The sequence below is a fragment of the Fervidibacillus halotolerans genome (assembly GCF_026547205.1).
Classification (GTDB): domain Bacteria; phylum Bacillota; class Bacilli; order Bacillales; family Caldibacillaceae; genus Fervidibacillus; species Fervidibacillus halotolerans.
The window spans coordinates 690,964-704,792 of record NZ_CP106877.1; the positions used below are offsets into that span (position 1 = coordinate 690,964).

Below are 13,829 nucleotides of genomic sequence, written 5' to 3' on the forward strand. Positions count from 1 at the left end.
GTGGACTTTCTCCATCAAGTCGTCCCGTCCATAAGCTTTTATTCGGTGGTCGATATATGACGATTCACCTCTCAAAAAATCTTAATATATTCAACTTTTAAAAATATTATAGTTTATATATGATAGAAATACCAATATCCTTTGCCAATGGATTTATAGATAAAAGCTATAAATTTACATCGATTTGACTATTGTTTCATTTTTATCAAATAGGTTTAACAATAAGTACTTAATTATATTGATGTTAACGAATGAAACTGTAAGTGCCCTATGTATATTCAAAACACCACCACTTTTGACTATAAGTGTACGGAATTGGTCGATGTCACAATCTCAAAGGAAGGAGAAATGAGATGGAAATTAGATATTTAAACTATTTTGTCGTAGTAGCAGAAAAAAGAAGTTTTACGAAGGCTGCAGAGCAATTACATATTTCTCAACCTTCTTTAAGTAGTGCAATAAAAAATATGGAGAAGTCTCTCGATTTGAAACTCATTGAACGATCAACGAAGGAATTTCGGTTAACAGAGGAGGGAGAGTTATTATATCAAGAAGCAAAGAAACTGATTCGGCATCACGAAAATGTTTTAAATGAACTGGAAAATGTAAAAAAAAGCGGAGTAGGCGAATTTTCGATCGGATTAATCGAAAGTTCTATGCTATGGTTACCGGATCTTTTAAATCAATTTAAGGAAAATTTTCCTCACGTAAAAGTAAAATTATTAGAAGTTCTTAGTTTGGAAGAGGTAGAAGAGGCGTTATGGAATTATGAGATCCATTTGGCCATTACGAACCAGTTTATCCATCGGGAGGAGATTGAAACTGCTCCCGTTTATCGGGAAAGGCTCGTCGCGTTATTCCCTCCGCAACATCCCCTGACAGAAAAACCGTATATTCATTTATCGGATTTGGCGGAGGAGCCCTTTATCGTTAGTCGTGAAGGCTTTCAAACACGGGAAGATATTTTAAAGGCTTTCCGTGAAGTTGGGATTGTACCGAATATCCAATTTGAAATCGAACGTTTTGAAACCGCGACACGACTTGTTGAAGAAAACTTAGGGGTTACAATGATCCCAGAAAACTATGTGAAATATGCGAAAAGTTTATCAGCAAATGCAAGACCAATTCAAGATTTTCCGTTGCTCCGTACCGTATATTTAGCCTTTGAAAAAAACAGGTATTTACCTCCGACTGCTTCAGGTTTTATCGATTTAGTGAAAAATTATTTTGAAAAAGATTAGAGGAAAGGATTTTTTCCATTGTCTGGAGTTCGCATATGAAATGTTACAGTTTCAATCGATTCATAATGAAATTAACAAACGGGAAAAAGATTTTTAATGGGAAGGGTGAACGAGAAAAATCGTACCCTTTTTTATTTTTGTAATGTTCTTGGATTCAAAAGAGATGGAAAACATTTGGAGGATTCATCCTTTACAGTTGTTACAACGAGGGAAAGGTTCGGTTCGCAAAAAATATATAGCTACGTTTTATTCCCTTTTTTGTAAACTTAACTTAACGTAATAAACTTTACAAAAAATAGAGAATATTACATAAATTACATAGGTACTTTGTCCTGTTTTTTAATAAAAGTGTTAAATCGACTCGACATGCGTTGATATAATTTGCAAAAATCAGTACGATAAAGTTGGGTTTATTCGCTGGGATTTGTCGATTTATCGGTTCTTAATGAAGATTTAGACGATTGATGCTACAAATCCTTTAATTGAAAAATGGAGGAGTTTCCATGCGTACGAATAGGAGAAAGTTTTTAATCATATTCGGAATCGGTCTTTTCGGATTAATTCTTTTAATTAATTTTCAAGGTGTGAAATTATTTGAAGGGACCTATGCATCTACCAATATTGTTGAAACAAACGGAGAAAATGGATCGAATCGGGAAGATTATGAAATTCATGTTCATGCAACGAAGCCAGAAAGACTCGATTACCTTGAATTTTCATCGGAAACCTTTTTCGGGTCCAATTCGAAAAAGGATGAGGTAAAAGAAAAAGAGGAAAAGGATAAAAAAGTAGTAGAAAACGATAAAAACGGTGATGAAAAAGTTGAAGAAAAAAAGAAGGAGGATATCGTTGAGCCCCAGAAAAAAATAGAAATAAAGGAAGATGAGAAAACGGCTCAAAAACAACCAACAGAAAAGAAAAATTCAAGTGAAAGTGAGACGAAACAAAAGGAAGAGAAAGTAGAAAAACAAAAAACAACATCCGATCTATCTTATGAATTAAACGAATTTGAACGTGAAGTCGTTAGACTAACAAATGTGGAAAGGGATAAACAAGGGTTGTCGAACTTGCAAGTGGATCCTTCTTTAAGCTATGTAGCCAAGAAAAAGTCGGAGGATATGGTGAATAATAAGTACTTTTCTCACACGAGTCCCGTTTACGGATCATTTTTTGATCTACTAGACCATTTTGGAATCGATTATACATATGCAGGTGAAAACCTGGCCTACGGATTTCCAACACCGGAACAAGTCGTATCTGCTTGGATGAATAGTGAAGGGCACCGGAAAAATATTTTGAACCCTAAGTATACTCATATTGGCATCGGTTATGTTTCAACAGGGCATTATTGGACGATGCATCTCATTCGTAAATAAAGGGAAAGAAAGGGGGACATCTATTTACCCTTAAGGTGGTTGAACATTTCTTTTCGTTAAATAGCACTGAAAACCTATGGATTTCATGCTATGATAAAAATATCGTAGAACCAATGATCTTCCCAGAATCCGTTCATTTTTTTAAGGAGGTTATTTGTAATGAAAATATTGCAGACGTTACTCGTTATTGTCGCTGCCCTTTTTTTAATCAAATTGATGTTAAAATTATTGTTCGGAATTATCTCCGTAATTGTCAATCTTATCATTGTCATTGGGGTAATTTACTTTATTTGGAAAATTTTCTCTTGAATCCGGGGAAGTGACAGCCTCGGTTTTTTTATAAGCTTTCATTGGGAGAGTTTTCCTTTTTAATGAAAAAAGAATCTAGTACAACTGGAATTTCATCGATTAATAATTCGTTTCAATTTGATGTGTAGTAGGGATATTTTTCTTCGTCAAAAAAATAACGACAGACTTTTCATAATATTTTTAATTAACAAACTGATAAGGGGGATTATATGTTAGATAAAAATGGATTTGATCAATGGGCGGTGGAGTATGACTTAACTGTCCGAAAGAGTGAAGAAGGCAATTCCTATCCTTTTGCCGGGTATGAAAGGATTTTACAAACGATTTACGAGAAAGCAATGGAAAAAAGAAATTCAAAAATATTGGATATCGGTTTTGGCACTGGACAACTTACAACACGACTTTATAAAAGTGGGCAGCGTATTTATGGGATTGATTTTTCTCGAAAGATGATTTCTATCGCGAAGGAAAAAATGCCTGAAGCACATCTAATCGAATGGGATTTGTCGATGGGATTACCAGATGTCGTTAAAGAACATCGGTATGATACGATTATTAGTACGTACACATTACATCATTTTACCGACGAAAAAAAGATCTCCCTTTTAAAAGAATTCCTAAGCTTATTGACACCAGATGGAAAAATCCTAATTGGAGATATTGCCTTTAAAAGTCGCAAACAGTTGGAAATGTGTCGAATGAATCATATCGCCCACTGGGATGATGAAGAATATTATTTCGTGATCGATGAGCTGAAACCGGCCTTTAACACAATGGGCAATTTTGAATTCATCCCAATCTCCTATTGTGGTGGGGTACTTGTAATAAGTAAATAATGTGAAGATCGTACGCTGACGATGAAACCCATTGCATCTGGTTATAAGTGCTTGGATCATTTTAAAAATCGTATTCTTATTACCAATCATTTCATAACCATAAAAAAGGTGTCCACAAAGTCCAACATAGGAAATAATTGAAGTTCCATTGGGGAGACTCCTGCGGGGAAAGCACGAGCCTCGAGACCCCGCGGACAAGGAAGCTCGAGCCGTGCCATTGGATGCCCGTCCATCGATGGAACGAATCGCTTCAAACCGATTTTGGATGAATGAACAACCTAATCCGATTACTTTTCACTGAAAAAAGTTACGAAATTATTCACCAATACGATTTGACAAAGAACCTGATAAAAAGCCATCGTTTTCAACGGTTGAAATAACTTCTTCCTTGAAGACGATGGACGTTTGTTGTATGGCTTCCACTTTTCATCATTTTTGAGATGAACGATTGGAAGGATATCTCCGAGTTGTAGGAACTTTATTTATTGGTGAATAATAGGAAAACATTTCTTTAAGTGAAAATCATCGATCTCTTCGTTCTTTTTCTCCTTCACCAATCTGTTCAAATAAAAACTACAATAAAACGGAAAGATTTTTCCATCCATAGACGAATGAATGTAGGCGTTGTTTTCCAATCATTGTAATTTCTTTTCCAATACGTACACCGCCGAGTGATTCATAAAAATATTTCGATGGATTTTCCTCTAACACAAGGACAATCATCCCTTTAAATCCCATTTTCAGGAAATCTTTTGCAAGCATATTTACGAGTTCTTTACCAATCCCTCGTTTTTGGTATTGTTGTAAAAGATAAATGGCATATAATTCCCCGTCATATCCTTCATATTGTTCCAAACGCTTTTTTCCACCACTTATAAAACCGATGATTTCTCCATCTTCCTCGGCGACATAAGTAATTTTTTCAGTAATGGCTTTTTCAATCACGGATTTTCGCTTTTCATAGGAAAGTTGACGTAAAAAATCCTCTGAAACGATTCCTTTATATGTTGTACGCCAACTGTCCACTTGAACTTTAGCAACTCCCATAGCGTCTTCAGGGAGTGCCTTCCGAATCTTCAAAAAATCACTCCTTTTTCAAGTCTTTTTATTGTAGTAACGGGACATATTTTAAGGGATTCGACAATAATATGAGGAATCCCTTTCTCATTCAAAAAATAGGCAATCGATAAGGGAATGGAAAAATCTAGTCTCTACAAATATTGACATAGAAAGAAATTCATTCATACGGATGCAACCATTTCGAACATAGGCAACTATACGGTTTCACCTATAAGGAATGGAAAGGAGGGACAAAGTTTAACATTCAGTAAAAAAATAAAACTGTTCATTTGTATAATCCAAGGGGGTTTTCTTAAGCATATTAAAATGCGCAGGCCCCGATTCAGACAACTCATAGATTTGACGTTCCAAACGAAATCATTCATTCGGTTTTTCCAAATCCCGGTGCTATGCCCGTTGATTCCCGTACAATTAATTTCGATGTGAGTAATAATTCTTGAATCGGTTCATTCGGATTTTCCATTCGCCAAAAAAGCATATCCACTGCCCGTTTCCCGTAAAGATTTAAATCGATATCGACCGTCGTCGTTTTCGGCGAAGATAATTGGGACAACTGTCCGTTATCATAACTGCAAACCGAGACGTCTTTCGGGATTTCCATTCCTAATTGTTTTAATGCGGACAAAACGAAGAAACCGAAACCATCGTTCACACAAAACCATGCGGTCGGTTGATTTTTGAGACTTCGAACGTAACCTGCAACTTTTTCTTCCTCTTCAATAGCATTTTGGAATATAAATTCTTCCCTCGGTTCAATTCCATATTCCTTTAAGGCAAGTAGGTATCCTTCGTACCGTTCTTCATAACTTGGCGAATAATCGATTTTCCCAACAAAGGCAATATCCCGATGACCAAGTTCGATTAAATGTTGAACGGCTAAATAAGCTCCGAAACGGTTATTCGTTAAAATTGCATCCGCTTCTAAATTTGGATGATGATGATCAACTAAAACGGTAGGAATCCCAGTGTCCAGCACTTTTTGAATATATTTATTACTAATATGTGAAATGATTAATATTCCATCTACCTTTTTTTGTTCAATAAAAGGGGGGAGAATTAACTTTTCCTTCTGTTCTTTGTTGATCGATTGAATATGAAGATATTTTCCCTTTGCAGCGACTTCCCTTTCAATACTTAAAAAAATCTCCCCAAAAAAGTTTTTTAATGAAAAGGCTACATCGGATGCAATTAACCCAATACTACCCGTTCTTTTAGGTTGGGGATTGGATTTTTGCTGACCGACATACGTATAACCCATTTCTTTAGCAGTTTTAATGACTAAGCGACGTGTTTCTTCACTAACCCCTTCTTTTCCACGAAGGGCCTGGGATACGGAATTTTTAGAAATATTCAGTTTATCCGCAATATCTTGCATCGTTACTTTCTTTGACATTAACAACACCACGATTCAATCATTTTTATTTTGTAAAGTTATTTAAAAAACAAGGATGAAATATTTATTAAATTGTAAACTAAAAAGTAATGTAAATTAATGCAATAAATCACATTACAAATATATATTTTCTATAAATAACATATTATTAATTACAAAATAATTCAAGGAAAATAAGAAAAAAATAACAAAATAATATTGACTTATTTGTCACTTGGATTAATAATATAGTTAGGATGACAAATTCATAATTACTACTTTCCGGAATGTAGTTTGTAACCTTACTAAATTAATTTTGTAACGTGATTACTTCTATGTTACTTATTAAATTATAAGAAATACGCAAATTAAAATGGGATAGAGGGATGACTTGTGAATATTAAACGCTTTCATGAAAACCCTTTAATAAAACCGAGTGATGTGAAACCTTATCATCCAGATCATGAAGTCATCGGTGTTTTTAATGCGGGTGTTGCCACATATAAAGGTGAAACGTTATTGCTTTTGAGAATTGCTGAAAGACCGATCAATCATAATCCAAATACGGTAAAAGTAAGTTTTATCGATTTTGAAAATCGAGATGGTCAATTGACCGTGGTCGAATTGGATAAAAATGATCGTCGGTATGATTTTTCCGATCCAAGATCGATTTATTTTCATGATCCAAGAAGAATTGCTTATCTTACCTCTTTATCGTATATCCGCATTGCTCGAAGTAAAGATGGTAAATATTTTGAAATCGATGATAAACCGTTAATTTATCCGGAAAATGAGCAAGAATCATGGGGGATGGAAGATCCGCGTGTTACACAAATTGGTGATACGTATTACATCCAATATAGCTCGATTTCTCCGAACGGAATTGGTGTTGGATTAATTTCTACGAAAGATTTTATCCAATTCAAACGACTTGGAATGATGTTACATCCACAAAATAAAGATGTAGCAATTTTTCCTGAAAAAATCAACGGAAAATATTATGCTCTTCATCGCCCAGTTCCGAAAGACATTGGAACACCGGATATATGGTTAGCTGAATCAGATAATTTAATCTATTGGGGGAACCATCAATTTTTGTATGGTGTTAATGAAAACTCATGGGAAAATGGTAGGGTCGGCGGTGGAGCGGTACCGATTCGAACAGAAAAGGGCTGGTTAGCAATTTACCATGCTGCTGATCGAAATGACCGATATTGTTTAGGAGCCTTGTTATTAGATTTAAATGATCCTTCGAAAATTTTGGCGAAAACAGATGAACCAATATTAGAACCTGAAGCTCCTTATGAAAAGGAAGGGTTTTTCGGAAATGTCGTCTTTACTTGTGGGGTTACAAAAGACGGAGACGATTTAACGATTTATTACGGTGCAGCTGATGAATATATCGCAGGTGCAACGGTTAGTTTGGAAGAAATCATGTCCAACTTAAATTATCGATAATTCATGAATATATGAAGAATTCGATTTAGTTAAATCCAAAAAGAACCGATCATCGTTTTGTCCGTCCTACATTTCCGATTTTAATGAGGTCGGAATATGGGACGTTCAAAAATAAATAGCCCTTTACAATCATCTATTCATACAATGTGGATTAACGATTGATTTTGTTGACGGACAAACGGCAATTGGGTGAAGACAATCACAAGTTGCTTTACAAGGGTTGATTGGCGTTTGTCTATCAACTGTATTCAGGGCTTAAAACGCTTTCAATTGTTGTGCAATTTCAAAAAAGGAGTTGAAGGCAGTCACAAAATTCTTTGAATTCGTTTTCTTTAGCTATTGAATTGGTGTGAGCGGAATTGTGGTAGAAACAAAAGAAATTTCAATTAAAAAAGTAAGGGGGAAACAGTCGTGAAAGGATTAAAAAAATTATTTGCTGTAATGCTTGTTTTACTCATTCCCTTAACAGGTTGCCAAGGCAGTGGTGATGAAGCATCGGACGATTCCGAAAATGAAAACGTTGTAGAATTTGAATTTTGGGCAGCACCGAACCCTACCCAAGAAGCTTTTTGGAAGGGCATGGCTGAAGAATATATGAAGGAAAATAAAAATGTGAAAATCAATGTTTCACCGATGCCTGAAAGTCCATCATCGGAAGCGGGAATTCAAGCTGCGATCGCTTCTGGAAGTGCACCTGCTGCTTCCGAAAACATTTCCCGTGGATTTGCTGCTCAATTGTCAGATAGCCAAGCGATTGTACCTCTCGATGAATTTGAAGGGTATGATGATTTAATCGCTAATCGAAATATGGAAGGCTCGATTGCTGGTTGGGAATTTGCTGATGGACATCAATATGTTTTACCGATCTATTCAAATGCGATGATGTTTGCTTGGCGTTTAGATATTTTAAAAGAATTAGGTTATAAAGAACCGCCGAAAACATATAGCGAAGTTATTGAAGTAGGACAAAAATTGAAAGAAAAATATCCAGACAAGTTCCTTTGGGCACGTGCGGATTTAGTCCAACCGACATGGTGGGCAAGATGGTTTGACTTTTTCATGATTTATAATGCAGCATCTGGTGGTGCGAATTTCACATCTGGTTCCGATTTTGTAGCTGACCGTGACGCGGGAATCAAAACATTAACCTTCTTTAAAGATTTAAATGATAATGAATTAGTTTTAACTCGCGAAGCAACGGATCCCTTTGAAACAGGTATGTCCATTATGATGGATATCGGTCCTTGGACGTTCCCTTATTGGGCTGAAAAATTCCCAGAACTAAAATATAATGAAACTTACACATTATCCATGCCGCCTGTTCCAGATGATGTAAATCCAGCAGATTCAAAAACTTTTGCTGATACGAAAGGAATTGTTATTTATTCCCAAGCATCGGAAGAACAACAAAAGGCTGCCTTTGACTTCTTAACTTGGGTTTACTCGAATCCGGAAAATGACTTAACATGGTTTGAAAAAACAAACCTTCCTCCTGCAAGGGATGATTTATCGACGAATGAAGCGTTCCTTTCCTATTTGGAAGAAAGTCCACAATTGAATATGTTTGCGGAAAATATTCCGAATGCAACACCAGCAATCGACAATGAAAAATTTGTCGAAATCCAAGAGGAAATTGGTAAACAGGCGTTAAATCCCATTATGAAAGGTGATAAGGATCCTGAAAAAGCATGGGATGACATGGTTGACGCCATTAGTGGGGTGTTAAAGTAAATGCATAAACGAAATGAAAAATTGGGTTGGCTTTTCGCCAGCCCATACCTTATCTATACTTTAATCTTTTTTTTGTTTCCACTCCTTTGGGCTGTATACCTCGCTTTTACAAATTGGAACACGATTGCTCCTGAATACGATTTTGTTGGGTTGGAAAATTTTTTTAGTGCATTGTCCAGTGAGACGGTCAAAGCCGCATTTTTCGTTACTTATAAATTCATGATCATGTTTGTTCCAATCGTGATCATCGGTTCTTTGTTATTAGCATTTTTAATCCATTCATTACCTAGATTTAAAGGTTTATTTTCCGTCGGTTTTTTCCTTCCTTATTTAGCATCCGGTGTTGCAACGGCTATCGTTGTAAACGGTGTTTTATCATATAATAGTCCATTTAATGAACAACTGAGAAATTTTGGCCTTGATATTGATTGGCTCGGATCACCGATTTTGGCGCCACTTATTATTGCACTAATGATGGCTTGGAAATTTGTTGGATATTACGCCCTATTATTTTTGTCAGGGTTAGAAAGTATTCCGAAAGAAATATATGAAGCAGCTGCCATCGATGGGGCTGTCGGTTGGAAACGATTTTGGCACGTAACAATTCCTATGCTCTACCCATCCTTTTACACCGTAACGATATTAGCCGTCGGGTTGATGTTTGGAATTTTTACCGAACCGTATGTGTTGACAGGAGGCGGACCGGAATATTCGACCCATACGTGGCAATTGGAAATATATAACCAAGCCTTTGAAAAGTTAAATGCCGGTTACGGAACTGCGGTTGCGATTATCAACTCGATCGTCACATTTGTTTCCATTTATATATTTAAAAAACTGTTAGAAAAGTGGGGTGCAAAACATGGGTGGGAATAAGAAAAAAATCAAAACCTTTTTTCTGTACCTTTTAGCCTTTGCTGTTTTATTTCTTATGGTATTCCCATATTTGTATATGGTGTTAAGTTCCCTTGCCCCGTGGGATGAAGTAGATAAACGGATTATTCCTACCGAACTCAGCTTACGTTCTTATGAATGGCTTTTTGGTGGGGGAGAAAATATTTTACCAAGACCATGGCTACGGGCATTTTTCAATAGTATTTTTGTAACTTTAACATCGACTATTTTAATGATGGTGACAGCGATTTTAGTAGGTTATTCAATTACAAAACTACGGTTTAAAGGAAGCAATTTTATCAACAATGTCATTTTGTTCCAAATGTTTTACCCAGCTGTAATTTTATTAATTCCCCTCTTTTTAATCATACGTTCATTAGGTATGTATGATACGTATTGGGCGATGATTTTGCCGAAAGCCGTAAGCTTATGGGCAATCTTTATGTACACAAACTTTTTCCGTAGTATTCCAAACGAAATGATTGAAGCGGCGAAAATCGATGGTGCTGGACAAATTAAAATTATCACGAAAATTGTAATTCCTATGTCCAAATCAATTACGACGATTATCTTCCTCTTTTTATTTATGGAACGTTGGGTAGAATTGTTATGGGATATGCTCGTTGTTAAGGATGAAAACATGCTTACATTAAACGTTTTGTTAGCACAAATGTTTGGTCCATATGGGGGCTATCCAGGACCGATGTATGCAGCTTCCGTTCTTTTGACGTTACCGATTTTAATTTTATTTATCTTATTCAGTAAAAACTTTAAAAAGGGTATGGATTTTGTCTTAAAATAAAAGGTCAACCCATTAAAAAATATAAAACTACTGTTTAGTTGACATGATTAAGAAATTTCGTGGAGAAGAGGAAAATGAATATACCGTGGTGGAAAAAAGCAGTTTTTTATGAAATTTATGTTCCAAGCTTTTGTGATGGAAATGGAGACGGAATCGGGGATTTTATCGGGATCATCTCCAAACTCGACTATTTAAAGGAATTAGGAGTCGATGGCATTTGGTTGACCCCCTTTTATCGTTCTCCAAAAGTGGACAATGGCTACGATATATCCGATTATTATGCGATTGATGAAGATTACGGTACAATGGAAGATTTTGAACGCTTTATATCAGAAGCCCATAAGCGGGACATAAAAGTGATTGCTGATCTCGTATTGAACCATACATCTTCAGAACATCCGTGGTTCCAAGAAGCAAAGTCATCGAAGGATTCCCCAAAAAGGGATTGGTATATTTGGAAAGACCCGGTTGATGGACATGCCCCGAACAATTGGGAATCGTTTTTTGGGGGATCTGCCTGGGAATATGACGAAAAAACCGGTCAATATTATTACCACGCCTTTGCGAAAAGCCAAGTGGATTTGAACTGGAAAAACGAAGAAGTAAAGAAAGCGATGTTTTCAGTAATGGATTTTTGGCTCCAAAAAGGGGTCGATGGTTTTCGCTTAGATGTGATTAATTTTTTGAAAACAAGTGATCATTTTCCCGATAATCCGATAAATGAAAAGGGTGAACAAGATCACGTTTTCGATAAGGATCAAGTAGGCATTTTAGAAACAATTGCAGAAATTTGTTCCTTCGTTCGCAAAACACCAGGGAAATTTTTAGTTGGAGAAGTCGGTTCAGAAGATTTAACCGTATTAAAACAGTATAGCGGAGGGCCCTTACTCGATGTCGTTTTCAATTTTAATTTAGGTAGTATAAAGGAGTTCGACGGAAAGCGGATTTTTTCCGAATTGAAAAGGATGGAAGAGGCGTATACATCTGATCAAATTCCCACATTATTTTTCAGTAGTCACGATATGTCTCGCCATATTTCCCGCTTTAGTAAGGGCAAAAATGAAGTGAAAATCGCCAAATTAATTAGTGTTTTGATGATGACGGCAAAAGGGATACCGTTTATATATTATGGTGATGAAATTGGCATCACTGATTTATATTTTGATCATGTGAAAAAAATGAGAGATGTACAAGGCTTAACCGCCTATCAGTTGGCCAAAAAGGTAGGAAAAGGGGAAGAAGAAGCAATTCGAATCGCCAATGAAGAGGGAAGGGATAAATCCCGTTCCCCAATGCAATGGAATGATTCGGAATATGCAGGTTTTTCCGATGTCGAACCGTGGCTTCCCGTTTCCAACCATTCCACCAATGTGGAAAAGCAAAAGGGGGATCCCCATTCACTACTTTCCCACTATCAAAAGCTGATTCATTTGCGAAAAAGATTCCCTGCGTTGCATGCAGGTCAGTATAAATTGTTGGAAGAAAAGGATAATGTTATTTGTTATATTCGGGAAAGAAACGGAGAACAAATTTTAATTGTGTTAAATTTCAGTGCTAAAAAGGTTCCGTTTCCAATTGGAAAATTTGCATCAAATTCATCAACGGTACTCGTTTCTGAAATCGAACGAACGATTAGAAATGGCCAATCGATTCAGTTAGAACCGTATGAATCATTGGTTATTCAAATATAGTTAAAAATCATTCTAAAAGTAAGATGTTTAGGAGGATTTCATGTTTAAAAAAATTGGTAGCAGACAAACTTGTGCCCAATTGTTAGAAAAATATCATAAAATGGTTTCCAAACCACGTCATCCTGAAAAGTTAATGTTCGATGGTGTCGGTGAAAAAGATGTGTATAATACGACGGCACCTTTTTTCGATGACGGGGAACTCGTCATTGCTGGAAGAGTAGAATCGAGAGATAATGAGTATTCCCAAGTGTATTTTTTCGTCGAAAAAAATGGCAAATGGGTACCACGAACAAATGCACCCATTTTTTCACTACAGGACCCATTCGTGACGAAAATTGGAGGAGAAATGGTTTTCGGTGGAGTACAAATTTTCCCCCATCCTGTCCATAAAGGGCAGTTTGGGTGGCGAACGGTTTTTTATCGAGGTAAACGCATCGCTGAATTAAAAGAATTTGCAAAAGGTCCTGAAGGAATGAAGGATATTCGTCTCGTTGAAATTGGGAAGGATCGTATCGGTATTTTTACCCGGCCACAAGGCGAAAAAGGTGGACGGGGCACCATTGGCTATACGGAAATATCCCGTCTCGAACAATTGACGGCCGAAGTCATTGAACAAGCCGAACTTCTCGAAGGTCAATTTATTGAAGAAGAATGGGGAGGTGCAAACGAACTTCATCGATTACAAGATGGAACCATTGGAGTTTTAGGTCATATCGCATGTTTCGATGACAAAGGGGACCGCCATTATTACCCGATGGTTTTCCTTTTTGATCCGGATACGAGGCAATTTTCTGATCTCCGTATTATTGCCACCAGATCTGACTTTATAGATGGGCCTGCAAAACGACCGGATTTGAAAGATGTGGTTTTCAGCGGAGGATTAATCCGAAAAGAGGATGGTACGGCCGAACTGTATTGTGGAACGAGTGATGCAGAAACGCAAAAAATCACCATCCCAGATCCATTTCTGTAATTAATGTTTACAGTTGTCTTCAATCTCTATACGCCTAAATCCATTTAATAGTGGAAATAGGCTTAT

At 36.5% G+C, this 13,829-nt stretch carries 12 protein-coding genes; 10 read left to right on the forward strand and 2 right to left on the reverse strand.

From position 1 onward, the window contains the following. The first annotated feature begins 353 nt into the window (after positions 1-353). The 4 genes from OE105_RS03255 to OE105_RS03270 all read left to right on the forward strand — a co-directional run bounded on the left by OE105_RS03255 (position 354) and on the right by OE105_RS03270 (position 3,762). Positions 354-1,241 carry a LysR family transcriptional regulator gene (locus OE105_RS03255; RefSeq protein WP_275421304.1) on the forward strand — a complete coding sequence of 296 codons (888 nt, stop codon included), beginning with the start codon at positions 354-356 and terminating at the stop codon, positions 1,239-1,241. Positions 1,242-1,744: 503 nt separating this feature from the next. Then, entirely contained in the window at positions 1,745-2,617 is an 873-nt protein-coding gene (locus tag OE105_RS03260) for a CAP domain-containing protein (protein ID WP_275421305.1), read from the forward strand. Positions 2,618-2,776: 159 nt separating this feature from the next. Next, positions 2,777-2,926 carry a hypothetical protein gene (locus tag OE105_RS03265; protein ID WP_275421306.1) on the forward strand — a complete coding sequence of 50 codons (150 nt, stop codon included), beginning with the start codon at positions 2,777-2,779 and terminating at the stop codon, positions 2,924-2,926. 209 nt (positions 2,927-3,135) lie between these two features. After that, complete coding sequence (locus OE105_RS03270; protein ID WP_275421308.1) at positions 3,136-3,762, forward strand: class I SAM-dependent methyltransferase; 627 nt, start codon at positions 3,136-3,138, stop codon at positions 3,760-3,762. 573 nt (positions 3,763-4,335) lie between these two features. Here OE105_RS03270 and OE105_RS03275 read toward each other — a convergent pair. After that, positions 4,336-4,842 carry a GNAT family N-acetyltransferase gene (locus OE105_RS03275; protein ID WP_275421309.1) on the reverse strand — a complete coding sequence of 169 codons (507 nt, stop codon included), beginning with the start codon at positions 4,840-4,842 and terminating at the stop codon, positions 4,336-4,338. A gap of 361 nt (positions 4,843-5,203) precedes the next feature. Beyond that, positions 5,204-6,235: a substrate-binding domain-containing protein gene (locus tag OE105_RS03280; protein ID WP_275421310.1), complete on the reverse strand. Its 1,032-nt coding sequence runs from the start codon at positions 6,233-6,235 to the stop codon at positions 5,204-5,206. Between the two features lie 372 nt (positions 6,236-6,607). On the opposite strand from OE105_RS03280, the gene OE105_RS03285 reads away from it, so the two are divergent. The 6 genes from OE105_RS03285 (at position 6,608) to OE105_RS03310 (ending at position 13,763) form a co-directional block, all read left to right on the forward strand. Next, positions 6,608-7,672 carry a BtaManbiosPhlase gene (locus tag OE105_RS03285; protein ID WP_275421311.1) on the forward strand — a complete coding sequence of 355 codons (1,065 nt, stop codon included), beginning with the start codon at positions 6,608-6,610 and terminating at the stop codon, positions 7,670-7,672. Between the two features lie 441 nt (positions 7,673-8,113). Continuing rightward, on the forward strand, positions 8,114-9,403 hold the full coding sequence (locus OE105_RS03290) for an extracellular solute-binding protein (protein WP_275422078.1): 1,290 nt from the start codon (positions 8,114-8,116) through the stop codon (positions 9,401-9,403). After that, the gene (locus tag OE105_RS03295) at positions 9,404-10,279 is read left to right on the forward strand and encodes a carbohydrate ABC transporter permease (RefSeq protein WP_275421313.1); all 876 of its coding nucleotides are present in this window, start codon (positions 9,404-9,406) and stop codon (positions 10,277-10,279) included. It begins immediately after the preceding gene. Continuing rightward, positions 10,266-11,099, forward strand: a complete 834-nt coding sequence (locus OE105_RS03300) for a carbohydrate ABC transporter permease (protein WP_275421314.1) — start codon at positions 10,266-10,268, stop codon at positions 11,097-11,099. The genes OE105_RS03295 and OE105_RS03300 overlap by 14 nt, the downstream gene beginning before the upstream one ends. Before the next feature lie 74 nt (positions 11,100-11,173). After that, complete coding sequence (locus OE105_RS03305) at positions 11,174-12,790, forward strand: glycoside hydrolase family 13 protein (RefSeq protein WP_275421315.1); 1,617 nt, start codon at positions 11,174-11,176, stop codon at positions 12,788-12,790. A gap of 40 nt (positions 12,791-12,830) precedes the next feature. Continuing rightward, entirely contained in the window at positions 12,831-13,763 is a 933-nt protein-coding gene (locus OE105_RS03310; protein ID WP_275421316.1) for an MTP-1 family protein, read from the forward strand. Positions 13,764-13,829 lie beyond the last annotated feature (66 nt).